This is a genomic window from Aeromonas intestinalis, from assembly GCF_054052485.1.
The window spans coordinates 206,675-223,008 of sequence record NZ_JBSTYK010000008.1 but is presented as its reverse complement, the minus strand read 5'-3'; the positions used below and the strand labels follow the sequence as shown (position 1 = coordinate 223,008).

The following is a 16,334-nucleotide window of genomic DNA, read 5'->3' as shown; positions in this document are numbered from 1 at the left end:
TCATGGCAGTGTTAAAAGCAGTGGGCTTGCAGAAGAGCTACAAGCGTCGCATGGTGGTCAGTGACGTCAGCCTGGAAGTGGGCACCGGCCAGATCGTGGGGCTGCTTGGCCCGAACGGAGCTGGCAAGACCACCTCCTTCTACATGATAGTGGGGCTGGTGCAGCGGGATGCCGGGCTCATCACCATCGACGATCAGGATATCAGCCTGCAGCCCATGCACATCCGTGCGCGCAACGGCATCGGTTACCTGCCTCAGGAAGCCTCCATCTTCCGCCGTCTGTCGGTGTTCGACAACCTGATGGGGGTCATGCAGACCCGCAAGGGATTGAGCAGCGAGGAGCGGGAGGACAAGGTCGAGCAACTGCTGGAAGAGTTCAACATCACCCACATCCGTGACAGCCTGGGTCAGAGCCTGTCAGGGGGGGAGCGCCGCCGGGTCGAGATCGCCCGGGCGCTGGCGGCAGAGCCGAGATTTATTCTGCTGGATGAGCCTTTTGCAGGGGTTGATCCCATTTCTGTCATCGATATCAAAAAGATCATCCAGCATCTGAAGGAACGTGGGCTGGGTGTGCTGATCACCGATCACAACGTTCGCGAGACCCTGGATGTGTGTGAGAAGGCCTATATCGTCAGCCACGGCAAGATGATTGCCGAGGGCGCACCGGTGGATATCCTCGCCGATGAGCAGGTCAAGCGCGTCTATTTGGGCGATCAATTCAGTCTATAGTAAGGGGGCATTCCCTCATTTTTGTTAGGTGACTGCCTCGCTGAACATAAGGATATCCCGACGTAGATGAAGCCGACATTACAGTTGCGTCTCGGTCAGTCCCTGACCATGACGCCACAATTACAACAAGCGATTCGTCTGCTCCAGCTTTCCACGCTGGAACTCCAGCAGGAAATTCAGCAAGCGCTCGACAACAACCCCTTGCTGGAGCAAGAGGAGAGCGAGGCGCAGGAAACCAGTCCGGTCGAAGTGGCCGATGCCAGTCAGCTGGATTCCAGTGACGCCATGGCGCAGGACAAGATGCCGGACGAGCTGCCCGTCGATACCACCTGGGACGAGGTCTACTCCGCCGGGACGGCCCAGAGCGCTGGCCCCATCCACGATGGAGAGGAGAGCGTCTATCAGGGGGAAACCACCGAGAACCTGCAGGACTATCTGTTGTGGCAGATGCGGCTGACGCCGTTCAGCGATCTGGATGCCGCCATCGCCCTCGCCATCATCGATGCCATCGACGAATCCGGTTATCTGACGGTTTCTCTCGAGGATATTCAGGCTGCAGTCAGCAGTGACGAGGTAGAAGTGGAACTGGATGAGGTCGAGGCCGTGCTCAAGCGGGTGCAGCATTTCGATCCGCTCGGCATCGCCGCCCGCTCCGTGCAGGAGTGCCTGCTGATCCAGCTTGGCCAGTATCCCTCCGATCTGCCCTGGCTCAACGAGGCACGGGAAGTGATCAGCGAGCACATGGATCTGCTTGGCAATCGTGACTATCGCACCCTGGCGCGCAAGACCCGGCTCAAGGAGAGCGACCTCAAGGAGGTGCTGGACCTTATCCAGCAGCTGGAACCCAGACCCGGCAACGGCGTCATCCAGAGCGAATCCCAATACGTGATCCCGGACGTGTCCGTGGTCAAGAAAGGCAGCAAGTGGGTGGTGGAGCTCAACCCGGATTCGGCGCCGCGCATTCGCGTCAACGAGACCTATGCGGCCATGGCCCGCAACGCGCGCAGCAGCACGGATACCCAGTTCATCCGCTCCCACCTGCAGGAAGCGAAGTGGTTCATCAAGAGCCTGGAGAGTCGTAACGACACCCTGCTCAAGGTGGCCAGCTGTATCGTCGAGCAGCAGCAGGGATTCTTCGAATATGGGGAAGAGGCCATGAAACCCATGGTGCTCAACGACATCGCCGAGGCGGTGGAGATGCATGAATCGACCATCTCGCGGGTGACGACCCAGAAGTACATGCATACGCCCCGTGGCATCTTTGAACTGAAGTTTTTTTTCTCCAGTCACGTGAATACGGAAGGAGGAGGAGAGTGCTCATCGACCGCTATTCGCGCCTTGATCAAGAAGCTGGTGACGGCGGAAAACCCCGCCAAGCCGCTTAGTGATAGCAAGATCGCGGATTTGCTGGCCGAACAGGGTATTATGGTGGCGAGACGCACGATCGCAAAGTACCGTGAATCCTTGTTGATCCCGCCATCCAATCAGCGCAAACGCCTGGTTTAGGCAAACAAAAGGAAGACGTTATGCAAATTAACCTGACCGGACACCATGTCGAGATTACCGAAGCTCTGCGTGATTATGTGAACAACAAATTTGCCAAACTCGAGCGTCACTTTGACCATATCAACAACGTGCATGTGGTGTTGAGCGTCGAAAAACTGAACCAGATTGCCGAAGCCAAGCTGCATGTCAGCGGCGGTGAGGTGTTCGCCAACTCGGAGCATGCCGACATGTATGCTGCGATTGATACCCTGCTTGATAAACTGGACAGACAGATCATCAAGCACAAAGATAAATTAAATCAAAAATAACTATGCAACTTGAACACATACTGAGTCGGGACTGCACCAAGAGTGCGGTCCCCTGTACCAGCAAGAAACGCGCTCTCGAGATCATCAGTGAACTGGCTGCAGAGCGCCTCGGCACCTCCCGTCAGGTGTTGTTTGAAAGCCTGCTGGCGCGGGAAAAAATGGGCAGTACCGGGATCGGTGCCGGTATTGCCATTCCGCATGGCCGTATTGACGATGCCTTTGCGCCGACTGCTGTGCTGATGACCTTCTCCGAACCCATCCCTTTCGACTCGATTGACAATCAACCGGTTGACCTGCTCTTTGCATTGCTGGTGCCGGAAAGCGAGTGCAAGCAGCATCTCAAGACCCTTTCCCTGATGGCATCCAAGTTGGGTGACAAGGCCGTCTGCCGCCAGTTGCGTCAGGCGACCAGTGACGAAGAACTCTATCAGATCATGACCTCGGCCTGATGCCGGACAAGGCACAGCCAGGTTGGCGTGGGGGGACAAGATGCAATTAATCGTGGTAAGCGGTCGCTCGGGCTCCGGCAAGACGGTAGCCCTGCGGGTGCTGGAAGATCTGGGGTATTACTGCGTAGACAATCTGCCGGTCAATCTGTTGCCCCAGTTGATCGTCTCGGTGGAGAGTCAGTATGACAAGCTGGCGGTCAGCATCGACGTGCGCAACCTGCCCACCGAGCCGGATAGGCTGGAGAATCTGCTGGCCCAGGTACGCAGCGAGGGGCGGGTGGAGTTTTCCAGCTTCTTCTTCGACGCCGACAACACTACCCTGCTCAAGCGCTATGGCGAGAGTCGCCGGTTGCACCCCCTCTCTCGCAACAAGCTGTCGCTGGACGAGGCCATCCGGGAGGAGACCCACCTGCTGGCGCCCCTCTCTTCCAGTGCCGACCTGCGCATCGACACCACCAACCTCAGCATTCACGATCTCAGCGAGCTCATCAAAACCCGGGTGCTCGGCAAGAAAGAGAACGAGCTGGTGCTGGTGTTTGAATCATTCGGCTTCAAGTACGGCATCCCCAAGGATGCAGACTTCGTGTTCGATGCCCGTTTTCTGCCAAATCCCCACTGGATCCCAGAACTCAAGCCTTTCACCGGCCGGGATGAACCTGTGGCGAACTACCTCTCCAGCCAGACGGACGTCATGCTGTTCATCCAGCAGATCGAGAACATGCTGGGCACCTGGTTGCCCCATCTGGAGCGAAACAACCGCAGCTATGTGACCGTGGGGATCGGTTGCACCGGTGGCCAGCATCGCTCGGTGTTCATCGCCGAACGGTTGGCGAGCGCGTTTCGCCTGCTCGGCAAGAACGTGCAGATCCGCCACCGCACCCTGGACAAGCGCTCGGCGCAGGTCTGACAGCTCAGAAGGATGCACAGATGACCGTTTCCGCCTCGGTAGAAGTCAAAAACAAGCTGGGCATCCATGCCAGACCGGCCATGATGCTGTTCGAACTGGTACAGGGCTTCGATGCCCATGTCCTGCTGCGCAACGAAGACGGGGTCGAGGCCGACGCGGACAGCGTGATCGGCCTGCTGATGCTGGACTCTGCCCAGGGCAAACAGGTTGAAGTGCAGGTGGAAGGACCGGAGGAGACGGAAGCCCTGGCCGCGGTGGTGGCGCTGTTCACCTCGGGCTTCAACGAAGAGTAGGCGCCCTCTGACTAGGCGCCGGTACGAGCCAGTGCCTTGAAACCGGCGAAACTGCGACAGGCCAGCAAATTCTTGCTGGCTTTTTCGTTCATCAGGGTCAGGAAGAGATCGTAGAGGCCCATGGCCTCCTCATAGTCCGCCTTGGCGATGGCCAGCAGGAAGATGAGGGTGGCAGTCTCGCCATTGCCCCAGTCGATGCCCTGGGGGGCCAGCACCGTGTAGACCAGGGTGCGCCTGGCCAGCAGGCCGAGGGAGTGGGGCAGGGCTATGCCGTCTCCCAACATGGTGGAGACGATGCGCTCCCGCTCCTGCAAGGATCCCCTGAACCCCGTTTCCACCTGCTCTTCCCTCTCCAGCTGATCGCAGACCCGTTCGAACAGGGACGACTGGCTGATGGGTTCATCGATCACCATGAAATGGTCGGCGTCAAAGTACTTGTCGAGCAGGTAGGGGCGGGTGCGATCGACCAGTACCAGCTTGCCGAGCTGCTCCAGCTGGTATTGGGCCGGGAAGGGGGCCACCTGCACCACGGGCACATTCTTCTCGCTCACCTTGACCGTGCTTATCACGAAATCCTGCTCGATCCGCGAGAGCCCCTCGTAGTCCCGCACGGATTCCAAGCTGGTCAGTTGCAACTGGGGGTATTCCCGCTTGATCCGCGCCTCCAGTACCCGGAAGGTGGCATTGCCGGCATCGCACAGCAGCAACGCCTGGGGGCGGCGGCTATAGCCGATGTCATAGTGGCGCTCGAGTCCGACGCCGATATGGATCACCAGGTAGCCTATCTCGTGATGGGTCAGATGATAGGGCGTCTGCCTGATCCACTCGGAGATGGCGGCGAGGGTGATGTCATAGGCGAGGGGATAGTACTGCTTGATGTGATCCGCCAGCGGGTTGTCGCTGCCTATCTGGTATTTGATCCGCAGCAACATGGCGCTGATGTGGGTAAGCAGGTCGGCGTGCAACTGGTCGTCGTGGCGCAAGTCATAGGGATAGTGTCCGTGGATGTAATCCAGCAGGTGCGCCACCAGGTGGGCACTTTCGGCCGTCATGGTCGGGCTGAGCTGCGGGGTATCGGCGATGAGGCGAGCCTGGATCTGGATGGCGAGACACAGCAGCTCCGGCTCTCCCGGTGCGGTCAATGTGGGCAGCTCATCATAGATGTCGCGGGCCACGGCGGTGAGGGGGGCGGTCAGATCCTCGCTGCTAAAGGTCAGCAGCTCATGACCCGCCGCCTGGCGAAGCAGGGCCACGGCGCAATAGATGGTGAGCTGCTGCAGACTCTCGTCGGCCAGCCTGAGCTGATGGCGACCCAGCTGGGCGTGGATCCGGTTACCGATGATTTCCAAAGTCTTGCTGGGACAGAGGTTGGGCAGCAAGCCCTGCAAGGGACTGTTGCGGCTCTGTTCCCGATAGAGCAACTGGGTGAGGCAGGCCCGGATGGCGGTCTCTTCCCCCTGAATGCGCATGCCGAGGCGGGGCTTGCTGTCGATGGTCAGGCCGAAATGGATCAGCCTCTCCCTCACTTCCGCCATGTCTCCCTGTAGCGCCGCCCGGCTCAGATACCAGGTATCGGCCAGCTCGTCGAGCTTGATCCCCTGCTCGGCGGTGAGCAGCAGCAACTGCAGATGCAGTACTCGCTCTCGGCTGGTGCGGGGCAGGCTGGCCTCCTGCTCCTGCGCCGCCAGCAGTTCGTCAAACAACCCCTGATTGTAAATCTTGAGTTGATAGCCGCTGCCGCGCTGGTGGATGAGGTGGGCGCCATGGGTGGCGATCAGCTCGTTCAGGGTCGCCACGTCGGTGCGCACCGTGCGGGTGGAGACATTGAGGCGACGGGCCAGCTCCTCCTGCGGCAAGGCCTCGGCGTGGAGCTGGGTCAGCAACTGATGGAGTCTGGGGTGGGGCAGCTTGGTCATGGGGGAAGGAGACTCCGATCGCGGGGGAGGAAAGGATGTTAACAATTGAATCATCAACAAGCCAGGCACCGGCCAGAGGTTGGACCGGTGCACTGTCAGGTCAGGGTAGCAGGCGTTTCACCGTGTCGAGCAGGGTGCGCACGTCGGCCGGGCGGGTCTGGCCTGCCTCGTCGATGATGGAGCTGTAGACGTGGGGGATCACCTTGTCGACCCCGGCGGTCAGTGCGATGTGGACTATCTCTTCGAAGTTGTCCAGATCGATGCCGCCGGTCGGTTCCAGCCAGAAGCCGTGGCGGGCGCAAGCCTCGGCCACCGCCTGATATTCATCCCGGCTCTTGAGCCCCCCCATGGGGAAGAACTTGACCGAGCTGCCCCCCATGTCCTTGAGCATGGCGATGGCGGTATCGACGGGCACGATGGCGTCGGCCTGACCGGCGCTGAGGGGCCCGGTGGAGATCTTGACCATGCCAGGAGTGCCGGTGGGGGAGACAAGGCCGTTGACCAGGCTCTGGGACTGGTCAAGTCGCGCCCGGCTGGCACCGACCCCGGTGAAGACCTGGTTGACATGCTGGGGCTGCAGCAGGCCGGCCAGCTCGGCGACCATGGCGGACTGGCGGGGATCCCCGGCGCCCAGCCCGATGGAGAGGGCGTTGTCGATGAGCGCGGCATACTCTTTCATGTCGGCGACGGCGGCAGGCACGTCCGGGTAGTTCTTGGAGAGCACGCCAACCAGCACGTGGCCCTCGGCCGCCTCGTAGACATCGACGGCATTCTGCTTGGAGCCCGCCAGCACATTGAGGCAGACCCGGTCACGGTAGTAATTGGGAATAAGGGACATCAGTGATTCTCCTGGGTTAACTGGGCGATGGCGTGATGGATCTGATCGAGCTGGGCCGGGCTGACGCTGCGCACATCGATCTCGATGTGGCCCTCGTTGGCCTTGTAGCCCCGGCAGTAGATGGCGGGGTTGCCCTGCTGCAAACGGGCCACCACCTGGACCGTGGTCATGCCGAGGCGTTCGTGGTCGAAGGCAATGTCGGTACGGGCGATGTCGCGTCCCGCGCTGTCCCATACCACCTTGGCGGTAACGCCGGACAGCTGGTTGAGACGTTCGATGAAGGGAGCCATTTTGGCGACCATGGCGGTGCCGCTCTCCTTTTCTTTCTCCAGATAACGTTCGATGGCGTGAGTCAGGCCGAGGATCCCTTCCTTGCCAACCTTCATGGCACGGCCGATGCCGTTTGCCTGCTGTTTGACCCATGCCACATACTGGGCCTTGCCGAGCACCAGACCGCTGGTGGGCCCCTCGATGGCCTTGGCACCGCTGTAGATGACCAGATCGGCGCCCTGCTGGTAGTAGAGGCGCAGATCCTCTTCCGCCGCGGCATCGACGATCAGCGGCAGCTGGTGGGCCTTGGCGACATCCGCGGCCTCGGCCACCGACAGAATGCTCTTCTGCACGCAGTGGTGGGACTTGATGTAGAGGATGGCGGCCGTCTTCGGATTGATGGCGGCGGCCAGCTGGGCGGCCGAACATTCGTTGGCGTAGCCGGCCTCCACCACCTTGCCACCCCCCAGGTTGATCATGGTGCCGACCGGTGCGCCGAAGTTCACGTTGTGCCCCTTGGGCAGCACGATTTCGCTCGGTACATCGTGGGCATGGGCATGCAGTTGTTCAAGGCGGTAGGCATCACCGCGCACGATCACGGCGGCGACCGACTGGGCGATGCCGGCACTGGCGCAGGAGACCACGACCGCATCCTCGACCCCCAGCAGGGCGGCGAGATAGGCCCCGGTCTTGTTGACCAGATCCTTGACCTCGAAGTAGTGGCCTAGGCCAAAATTGACGGCGTCGACCACCTCCTGCTCCGGCGTGGAGACACCGAGTATGGTCATGCGTCCGGAGGCGTTGATCACCGGTTTGAGCTGATATTTCTCATAAACAGAAGGCATGGTGTGATTTCCCATAGTGAGTCAGAACCAGGTTGCCGCCGACCAGGACGGCGAGGGGAAGCAGTTGCAGGTCGCCGCTGCGCGATTGCGCCTCGGTATCCGTGAACAGCGTCTGGCCCTTGGCCAGATCAAACAGGGTCAGGTCGGCATCGGCGCCTACCTCGAGCCGCCCCTTGCCAGGCAGACGCAGGGCATCGGCGGCCTGATGGGTGACACAGGCGAGCACCTGCTCCAGGCTCATGCCGATGACGAAAAACTTCGACATCACGTGGGCCAGGCTGTAGACGGGGCCCTTGATGCGATTCTTGCAATAGATGTCCGAGCTGATGGTGTGGGGCAGGATCCCCTGACGGATGGCGTGTTCAGCCACTTCGAAGCTGAAGCTGGCGCCGCCATGGCCGATGTCGAGGCGCAGGCCTCGCTGCATGGCGTCGCGTACCGCCTGACGCAGCTCACCGGTCGGGGTCAGGATGCGATTTGGTTTGCCGTTGAAGCAGTGGGTCAGCAGATCGCCCTCACCCAGCAGGGCGACGATTTCGTCCAGATCCGGAGGCGTATTGCCCACGTGCACCATCAGCGGCAGATCGCCGTTGTCGCGCTGGATCTGCTTGGCGATGCGCAGGGGTTGCAGGCCATTTTCACCCACCACGCTGCCACTCATGCGGGCCTTGATGCCGACGATGAAGGAGGGGTGGCGGCGAATGGCGGCCTTGGCGAGCACAGGGTCGATATCGGCGGGATTGGCCAGCTCGTTCTGGCGCAGCAGGCCGATGCGGGAGATGTTGAGCAGCGCATGGACCCGGGTCTTGCGGCCGGCCGCCAACTGCTGGAAGGCATCCACATCGTCGGCCCCGGTGCTGCCCGCATCGATGACGGTGGTCACGCCGGATTCCACGCCCACCTTGTCCGGTTCATCGTGATAGATGGGGGAAGCGGGGTAGCAGTGGGTGTGGCCATCGATCCAGCCTGCACTCACATAAGTCTGACCGGCCAGGTCCAGTGTCTCTCTTGCCTCGGCCGTGGCAGGGAGAGAACCCATGGCCGCTATCTTGCCGTCCAGAATGGCGATGTCGATGAGCTCGCCGTTTCCCTGGCGTCCCGCTCTGATGATGAAGTCATACATGGTGCTGGCCTCTAGCGTGCCGCCCCGCAGGGCGGCCAGTGTTTATGCAAGGGCTACCGGGAAGAAGGTCCCGAGCAGCATGGCACCCAGGATGGCGCCGCCGGTGATGGGCTTGTTCCAGATGTAGAACAGCAGTGCACCCAGCAGGGATCCCAGGCCGATGGGGATAGAGGCGCCCATGGCGGAGAGGATGATCAAGGGACCGAGGAAGCGCCCCGAGCTGTTGCCAGCCCCCATCATCACATCCGCCCCATAGGTGGAGTTGCTCTGATTGATGGTGAACTTGCGGGCCAGGATGATCACGTAGCCGATGGCCAGGCCAATCCCCATGCCGGTGACCAGGGAGGCGGTGAAGTTCTCCACCGGGTAGACGATGCCGGCACCCAGCAGTAGGGCGGGAACTCCCAGGCCGACGCCGGTCTGGATGGCACCGCCGATGTCCAGTATCCCCACCAGGGAGCCTTCGATGATGCGGGCGAACAGGAAGCTGGCACCAAAGGCCGCGACCGCGCCGTAGGCACCCGTATCCATCCCGGCCTTCAGCATGGCGACGAAGGCCACCTCGTTGAAGGCACCGACCCCGTACAGATAGAACATGTGGGTCCCGGCAAAGACCCCGGCTGACAGCAGACCGACGAAGATGGGGAAGGACCAGTCGGCATACCAGAAGTTGTTTCTCAATTTCTCATCCATGGGATAGTCCTTATTTTCCGCTCATCAGGTTGTGGACATTGTCCAGCCACAGGGGTACCCCGAGGTGGAAGGACTCGATCAGTTTCATGTCGAAGCCACGGAAGAATCCGCTCAGCACGAACAGCAGCACGATGGCCGCCATCATCACCTTGGTGACATGGTTCCAGCCGCTCTCTTCCACCCCCTTGCCGATGAGGATACCGAGTACCAGACCCGGTACGGCGTTGCCCATGATGAGCTGGGCCAAACCGCCGAAGATGGTGGCCCAGAAGCCGGACTTCTTGCCCGCCTCGATGGCGGCCAGCCAGAAGATCACCGGCATGACGGTGTTGACCAGCAGGTTGGCGGCGGGCACCAGTACCTTGACGGCGGTGACCTGCAAGGCGGCGGGGACGGCGGCGGCGGTGCTGTTCAAGAAGGCGACGACGATGGCGCCGATGATGCCGCAGGCGATGGCCATCTTCTTGGGATCGTGCAAGGTGGTGGCGAGATCCCGGTTCTTGATCATCAGGGCCGCAGCGCCCCAGTTCGGCAGGATGCGGTGATCCACGTCCTGGGTGAAGGCGCCTGCCGCAACGGTTGAGGCCCAGGCGTTGAAGAAGAAGCCAAGACCGAAGGAGAAGTGTGACGCCGGGTCTCCCTCACAGGAGTTGAGCTCGCCCAGGGTACGGAAGGCCCCCATGCCCTGCACGGTCGGTGCATGGAACATCCGTGCCGCACCGGCCCCCACACCGACGCCCACCAGGCCGCCGATGATCAATGATTTGAAAAGAATGATTAGAAACATCCAACATGTCCTTTTTGTGGGTTAAACCAGGCTGAAATCCACCTTGTCCACGTCCAGGCTGGTGACCTTGACGGCGATCTCCAGCTGGACGCGGAACTCACGACGCTGGCGCGGCAGGAAGAAGAACAGAAACTTCTCCACCCGGACCGACTCCTCGGCCTTGAGCACCTGAACCTCGACCGGTTCGAGCCGCAGCATGACGTGCTGGCTGCCCTTGAGCAGCGTGGGTTGCACCTGGCTGAGGGCGGCGGCGAACGCCTGCTGGCGTGTCGCCCCCTTGCCATTGACGATGACCTGGGTGGTGAAGTGTTCTTTCATCAGGCGCGACCGTGCTTCTTGGCGAAGGCTTCGACCAGCTTCTGGCCCAGCTCTTCCTTGTCCATGAAGCCGAAGCCCAGCACCACGCAGCCTTCGTTGATGGCGGTGACGCCCTCTTCGATGGATCGCATGCCGTAGCGGCACTTGTAGCCGTACTTGGTCTGGGCCGTGATGGCACCGGCTCCGCCGCTGCCGCAGAAGGAGATGCCGAGATCCGCCTGCTCCTTGTTCATCACATCACCGAGCTTCATATCGGCGGCCATGCCGGGAATGACGGTGACGCTGGCACCGGCGGCTTCGGCGCCGGCCCCCACTTTCTGGCCCTTGCCGAGACGATCTCCAATCACGAGTTTGATGGCTGACATACAGGTATCTCCTTGATTAAGGGTTCAGTACTGAACTGAGTTCATTTTCTTTGGCCACTTCGAAATGGACGGACAAGAGATGGGCCTCTTCGTAGGCCAGCTTGTCCAGCCAGGCGACGACCTGCTCGGCCAGTCGCAGGGATAGGGGGGAGATCTCGTCAAACAGGCTGAGATCGACCTCCGGCAGGGATTCACCGCTGTAGGATCGCCACACCATGGCTTTGACATGGGAGGCGAGCATCTGCTTTTGCACCTCGTTGGGGAGAATGCCCTGTTCGGCCAGCAGGGGATAAATGCGGGCCAGAGTCAGGTCTGTCTTGCGTAACAAATCCGGACTATCCGGGGTCAGGGTGTGGTCGGTCTGGGTCTTCAAGGTCTGCTCTCCAAGGCTGGCAGAAGGAATGACCCTACCCTAAGGGGGCAAAGCAGTATGGAGGAGGCAGCTTTTTTCCGATTCGAACTGGAAATCCGGCTGGAAAGCAGACCCAAAATGGGCATTTCTGTGGCTCAGGGGCGCTAAAAGGGGAACTCCAGGCGCTATGAGTGTGATCCGCACCGCACTTTGGTGGCAGAAACCGGGCCGTAGGCGAGATGTGGAACTGTGAGTCGTCTCACGTAAAGGGAAGGGGGGCAGACATGAAAACAGGGCCATCGGGCCCTGTCGGTAACCAAATGGCGGCTTAACTGGTGGAAGTGGCGCTGCTGGCCGGCAGGTTCTGGTAGCGCACGTCCTCCTCGATGATGACATCCACATCCAGCGGTTTGCCATTGCGGATGACGGAGATGCGCAGCTTGGTGCCGGGGCGGCTCTCGACGATCTTGTCCATGACGGCTCTTACCCCGCTGATGGCTTCGCCATTGACCTTGAGCAGCACATCACCGCGCTTGAGACCGGCCTTGCTGGCGGGCCCCGTGGGGTCCAGGCTCTCCACCACCAGACCCTGCAGATCGCCCAGATTCATCATGCGCGCGACTATGGGGTTGATCTCGACACTGGAGATGCCGAGGTAGCCGCGGATGACCCGGCCGTTGGCGATGAGCTCATCCATGATGCGCTTGGCCAGCTTGTAGGGGATGGCGAAGCTGATGCCGTAACTCTCCTGATTGCCGTTGAGGTGATAGGCGGCGGTATTGATGCCCACCAGATCGCCGCGGCCGTTGACCAGGGCGCCACCGGAGTTGCCTTCGTTGATGGCGGCGTCGGTCTGCAGCAGATCCTGCCGGCCATTGCTGTCCGGCCCCATGCTGGAGAGGCCGATGCGGCCGGTGGCGCTGATGATGCCCTGGGTGATGGTCTGGCCGACGTTGTAGGGGTTGCCGATGGCGAGCACCACGTCCCCCACATCCGGCAGGCGGTCGGGATCTTGCGGGATCACCGGCAGGTTGTCCGATTCGATGTAGAGCACCGCCAAGTCGGTCAGCTTGTCGGAGCCGACCAGCTCGGCACTGAATACCCGGCCATCCTGCAGCGCGACAATGATCTGATCCGCGTCGGCGATGACGTGATAGTTGGTCAGCACGTGGCCGCGGGCGCTCATGATGACCCCGGAGCCCAGACCCTGTGGTCGCAGCTCCGCCTTTTCACCACGGTTGCCGGCAAAGCTGCGGGTGTAGATGTTGACGACGGCGGGGCCGGCGCGGTGAGCGGCGTAGGAGAAACTCAGCTCGCGGGCATTGGTGATGAGGCCGGGTAGCTGGGCTCCGCCACGGAAATTGGGGAACAGCAACAACAGGAGTGCTGCGACGGTGAGGCCGAAGCCGACAGACTTGCCCAAGTAGCTGATCAAAGGTGGGATTTTCATGTCATTCTCATCCGTACAGGCTGCGCGCAGAGAATAACATTATCGGTGGATAAAAATCACCCGCGGCGGTTGCCGCGGGTGTGAGGGGCTTAACGGATCACCAAATAGAGGGAGGAGTCGCCACGCTGGATGTTCAGCGCCAGTACTTCCGGCTTGTCCTTCAGCGCCTTGGTCAGTTCACCTAGGCTGTTGATGCGCAGGCGGTTGACCCCGATGATGATGTCGCCCTTCTGCAGGCCGGAGGCGGCGGCAGGGGAGCGCGGATCGATATCGGAGACGGCCACGCCGGTCACCGGCTCTGAGGTGGTGCTGAGCTTGGCTCCTTCGAGTGCCGGGTGCAGGGCACTGGCGAGGATCTCGCTGTCATCGGCCTTCTTCAGGGTGACCTTGACGGTCTGTTCCTTGCCATCACGGATGAGGCCGAGCGCCACCTGCTTGTCGGCCCCCATGGTGGCTATCTTGGCACGCAGCTCACCGAAGGAGCGGATGGCCTTGCCATCGATGCTGACGATGATGTCGCCTGCCTTGATGCCGGCCTTGGCCGCCGCGGAGTCTGGCATGACCTGGTTGACGAAGGCACCATCCTTCTTGTTGTAACCGAAGGACTTGGCGATATCAGAGGTCAGCTCGGTCCCCGTGATCCCCAGTTGGCCACGACGGACTTCACCGTACTTGACGATCTGCTCCGACAGGTCCCGCACCATGTTGGACGGGATGGCGAAGCCGATGCCGATGTTGCCGCCGTTCGGTCCCAGAATGGCGGTGTTGATGCCGATCAGCTCGCCACGCAGGTTGAGCAGGGCACCACCTGAGTTGCCGGAGTTGATGGCCGCATCGGTCTGGATGAAGTTTTCCAGGTTTTCGATGTTGAGGCCGCTGCGACCGAGGGCACTGACGATGCCGGAGGTGACGGTCTGGCCCAGGCCGAACGGGTTGCCGATGGCGAGCGCATAGTCACCGACCCGCAGGTCGTCGGAATCGGCAAACTTGATTTGTACCAGGTCATCGGCCTTGATCTGCAGCAGGGCGATGTCGGACTGCTTGTCTTCGCCTATCTTCTTGGCGGCATATTCACGGCCGTCCTTCAGATTGACCTTGATCTCGTCCGCCTCGTGAACCACGTGGGCATTGGTGATCACATAGCCTTTCTTCGCATCGATGATGACGCCGGAGCCGAGCGCCTGGAAGGGCTGCTCGCTCACCTGCTCGTCAGGCATGTTGGGGCCGAAGAAGAAGCGGAATTGTTCGGGCAGGCGCTGGCGGGTGATCTTCTTGCCAGAGACGGAGATGTTGACCACGGCAGGAGTGACCTGCTCGAGGACGGGGGCCAGGCTCGGCATCTCCTGGTTGTTCGCCAGCAGGGGCAGGGCAGCTTGCGCTGGCGCCGCAGACAGGGCGATACCGACACTGAGGGCTAATACACTGAATACAGAAAGAGATTTACGCATATGAGAAACAGCTCCCAGAAAAAGTTGCAGTGCAATCGTCAAGGTCTGACCACGATAAGGCGTAATAAGTTCCACCAGGGGCTAGCTGGATTGCTTGAGCAGACCCGAGGCGCCCGCATAGTCACGTGGCGGCAGACCCGGCTGCTCATTGGCTGATTCATCCTTCACCTCTTCGGCCTCTGACTCGCGGAACAGCGGCTCCTGTACCTTGGCCAGGAACTTGCTCTGTTCGGCCATGTGGCGATAGAGGGTCTGGTATTGGTCGGCCAGCTGTTCCATCAGGGCTGCGCTGTCGGCGAAGTGGGTGTTGATCTGACCCTGGTAGCTTTCCAGCTCCTTGTGGGCCTTTTTCAGCTCCTGCTCCAGGCGCCCGGCATCCCGGCTGCGGACAGTAAAACGACCGACCAGAACGCCGATGATCAGTGCGGCTACCGCCAGCAGGATCCCGTTTAACAGAGTCATAGATGCTCCTTTTACAGCTAAATCGATGAGTGTTGAGGCGACCGACATGGCCGCTGTGCCTCGATGGCACTATACCGTGCACCCCGAGGGCGTGATACTATTTTGTCCTTCATTCAGGGACTTGGAGACGGTTGACAGGATGACCCCGCAGCAAAAATACCAGCAGGATTTGCAGCGTCCCGGCTTTTTGGCCGACCCGGCCCAGGCGATGGCCGTGACCCGGCTGGAACGACTCTATCAGGATTTGTGCGCCAGCCCGACTCCGACCAGATCCCGTGGCCTGTTTGGCTGGCTGCAAAAAACCAAGCCACCGGCTCCCATCCTTGGACTCTATATGTGGGGTGGAGTGGGCAGAGGCAAGACCTGGTTGATGGATACTTTCTTCGAAAGCCTGCCGGGCACACGCAAGCTGCGTATTCACTTCCACCGCTTCATGCACCGCATCCATGCCGAACTCAAGGGGCTGACCGGCCAGGCCGATCCTCTCAAGATCATCGCCAGCAGGCTGGCGGGCGAGGTGGATGTCATCTGCTTCGATGAGTTTTTCGTCTCCGACATCACCGATGCCATGCTGCTGGGCACCCTGTTCCAGGAGCTGTTCGGCCACGGCGTCGTGCTGGTGGCGACGTCCAACATTCCACCCAAGGATCTCTATCGCAACGGCCTGCAGCGGGCGCGTTTCCTGCCCGCCATCGCGCTCATCGAGCGGCACTGCGAGATCCTCAATGTGGACGGAGGGGTGGATTATCGTCTGCGCACCCTGGAGCAGGCCGAGATCTATCATTTCCCCCTGGATGAAGAAGCCAAAAGCAACCTGGAACGCTACTTCAGTCAGTTGTCGGGGTTGCCTCAGGCGATCCCAGCCCCTCTTGAAGTCAATCATCGTCAGCTGAGCGCGCTGGGGAAAGGGGAAGGAGTGCTCTACATGGAGTTTGAGCAGCTCTGTTGTACTCCCCGCTCCCAGGGGGATTACATCGAGCTGGCCCGGGAATTTCACACCGTCTTGCTGGCCAATGTGCAGCCCATGGGCACGGGGACGGATGATGCCGCCCGCCGCTTCATCGCTATGGTGGACGAGTTCTACGAGCGGCACGTCAAGCTCATCTTGTCGGCAGCGGTACCCATGGTTGAACTCTACGGAGACGGCCTGCTGAATTTCGAATTCAAGCGCTGCCTTTCACGGCTCCAGGAGATGCAATCGCACGAATACCTTGCCAGAGTGCACCTTCCTTAGTCACAATACTGCGCCTGCCAGTCGGATGGGCATCTGCGGCAG

The 16,334-nt window shown here is 60.8% G+C and carries 19 protein-coding genes; 7 read left to right on the top strand and 12 right to left on the bottom strand.

The window, feature by feature from the left end; translation table 11 throughout:
• The first annotated feature begins 2 nt into the window (after positions 1 to 2).
• From lptB to npr, 6 genes are all read left to right on the top strand, one after another.
• Entirely contained in the window at positions 3 to 728 is a 726-nt protein-coding gene (lptB, locus tag ACW5W7_RS12645) for an LPS export ABC transporter ATP-binding protein (RefSeq protein ID WP_033132290.1), read from the top strand.
• A 66-nt stretch (positions 729 to 794) separates the two neighbouring features.
• Positions 795 to 2,234 (top strand): RNA polymerase factor sigma-54, encoded by a 1,440-nt coding sequence (locus ACW5W7_RS12640; protein ID WP_349920772.1) that lies wholly within the window; start codon positions 795 to 797, stop codon positions 2,232 to 2,234.
• Between the two features lie 20 nt (positions 2,235 to 2,254).
• Positions 2,255 to 2,542: a ribosome hibernation promoting factor gene (gene hpf / locus ACW5W7_RS12635; RefSeq protein WP_042001473.1), complete on the top strand. Its 288-nt coding sequence runs from the start codon at positions 2,255 to 2,257 to the stop codon at positions 2,540 to 2,542.
• A gap of 2 nt (positions 2,543 to 2,544) precedes the next feature.
• Positions 2,545 to 2,991 carry a PTS IIA-like nitrogen regulatory protein PtsN gene (gene ptsN, locus ACW5W7_RS12630; RefSeq protein ID WP_349920773.1) on the top strand — a complete coding sequence of 149 codons (447 nt, stop codon included), beginning with the start codon at positions 2,545 to 2,547 and terminating at the stop codon, positions 2,989 to 2,991.
• A gap of 40 nt (positions 2,992 to 3,031) precedes the next feature.
• Positions 3,032 to 3,898 carry an RNase adapter RapZ gene (gene rapZ / locus ACW5W7_RS12625; RefSeq protein ID WP_456501934.1) on the top strand — a complete coding sequence of 289 codons (867 nt, stop codon included), beginning with the start codon at positions 3,032 to 3,034 and terminating at the stop codon, positions 3,896 to 3,898.
• Positions 3,899 to 3,918: 20 nt separating this feature from the next.
• Complete coding sequence (gene npr / locus ACW5W7_RS12620) at positions 3,919 to 4,191, top strand: PTS phosphocarrier protein NPr (RefSeq protein ID WP_349920775.1); 273 nt, start codon at positions 3,919 to 3,921, stop codon at positions 4,189 to 4,191.
• Between the two features lie 11 nt (positions 4,192 to 4,202).
• Here the strand turns inward: npr and ACW5W7_RS12615 are convergent, their stop codons facing one another.
• The 12 genes from ACW5W7_RS12615 to ACW5W7_RS12560 form a co-directional block, all read right to left on the bottom strand.
• Complete coding sequence (locus ACW5W7_RS12615) at positions 4,203 to 6,107, bottom strand: BglG family transcription antiterminator (RefSeq protein WP_456501933.1); 1,905 nt, start codon at positions 6,105 to 6,107, stop codon at positions 4,203 to 4,205.
• Positions 6,108 to 6,207: 100 nt separating this feature from the next.
• Positions 6,208 to 6,945, bottom strand: a complete 738-nt coding sequence (gene dagF / locus ACW5W7_RS12610) for a 2-dehydro-3-deoxy-phosphogluconate aldolase (RefSeq protein WP_456501932.1) — start codon at positions 6,943 to 6,945, stop codon at positions 6,208 to 6,210.
• Positions 6,945 to 8,060, bottom strand: coding sequence for a DgaE family pyridoxal phosphate-dependent ammonia lyase (locus tag ACW5W7_RS12605; RefSeq protein ID WP_456501931.1), 1,116 nt, complete (start codon positions 8,058 to 8,060; stop codon positions 6,945 to 6,947). The genes dagF and ACW5W7_RS12605 overlap by 1 nt, the downstream gene beginning before the upstream one ends.
• Positions 8,044 to 9,183 carry an amidohydrolase/deacetylase family metallohydrolase gene (locus ACW5W7_RS12600; RefSeq protein ID WP_456501930.1) on the bottom strand — a complete coding sequence of 380 codons (1,140 nt, stop codon included), beginning with the start codon at positions 9,181 to 9,183 and terminating at the stop codon, positions 8,044 to 8,046. Before ACW5W7_RS12600 ends, ACW5W7_RS12605 begins: the two co-directional genes overlap by 17 nt.
• Positions 9,184 to 9,225: 42 nt before the next feature.
• Positions 9,226 to 9,876, bottom strand: a complete 651-nt coding sequence (locus ACW5W7_RS12595) for a DUF4310 family protein (protein ID WP_349920780.1) — start codon at positions 9,874 to 9,876, stop codon at positions 9,226 to 9,228.
• A gap of 10 nt (positions 9,877 to 9,886) precedes the next feature.
• Positions 9,887 to 10,663 (bottom strand): DUF4311 domain-containing protein, encoded by a 777-nt coding sequence (locus ACW5W7_RS12590; protein WP_349920781.1) that lies wholly within the window; start codon positions 10,661 to 10,663, stop codon positions 9,887 to 9,889.
• A 21-nt stretch (positions 10,664 to 10,684) separates the two neighbouring features.
• Positions 10,685 to 10,981, bottom strand: a complete 297-nt coding sequence (locus ACW5W7_RS12585) for a DUF4312 family protein (protein ID WP_349920782.1) — start codon at positions 10,979 to 10,981, stop codon at positions 10,685 to 10,687.
• Positions 10,981 to 11,346: an SFCGS family glycine-rich protein gene (locus ACW5W7_RS12580; protein ID WP_349920783.1), complete on the bottom strand. Its 366-nt coding sequence runs from the start codon at positions 11,344 to 11,346 to the stop codon at positions 10,981 to 10,983. The genes ACW5W7_RS12585 and ACW5W7_RS12580 overlap by 1 nt, the downstream gene beginning before the upstream one ends.
• 16 nt (positions 11,347 to 11,362) lie before the next feature.
• Entirely contained in the window at positions 11,363 to 11,719 is a 357-nt protein-coding gene (locus tag ACW5W7_RS12575) for a transcriptional regulator (protein WP_349920784.1), read from the bottom strand.
• Between the two features lie 307 nt (positions 11,720 to 12,026).
• Complete coding sequence (gene degS, locus ACW5W7_RS12570) at positions 12,027 to 13,148, bottom strand: outer membrane-stress sensor serine endopeptidase DegS (protein ID WP_349920785.1); 1,122 nt, start codon at positions 13,146 to 13,148, stop codon at positions 12,027 to 12,029.
• Positions 13,149 to 13,237: 89 nt separating this feature from the next.
• The gene (locus ACW5W7_RS12565) at positions 13,238 to 14,596 is read right to left on the bottom strand and encodes a Do family serine endopeptidase (RefSeq protein ID WP_349920786.1); all 1,359 of its coding nucleotides are present in this window, start codon (positions 14,594 to 14,596) and stop codon (positions 13,238 to 13,240) included.
• Positions 14,597 to 14,677: 81 nt separating this feature from the next.
• On the bottom strand, positions 14,678 to 15,058 hold the full coding sequence (locus tag ACW5W7_RS12560; protein WP_349920787.1) for a YhcB family protein: 381 nt from the start codon (positions 15,056 to 15,058) through the stop codon (positions 14,678 to 14,680).
• 139 nt (positions 15,059 to 15,197) lie between these two features.
• Between ACW5W7_RS12560 and zapE the strand changes: the two genes are divergently transcribed.
• Positions 15,198 to 16,292 (top strand): cell division protein ZapE, encoded by a 1,095-nt coding sequence (zapE, locus tag ACW5W7_RS12555; protein ID WP_456501929.1) that lies wholly within the window; start codon positions 15,198 to 15,200, stop codon positions 16,290 to 16,292.
• The last annotated feature ends 42 nt before the right edge of the window (positions 16,293 to 16,334 follow it).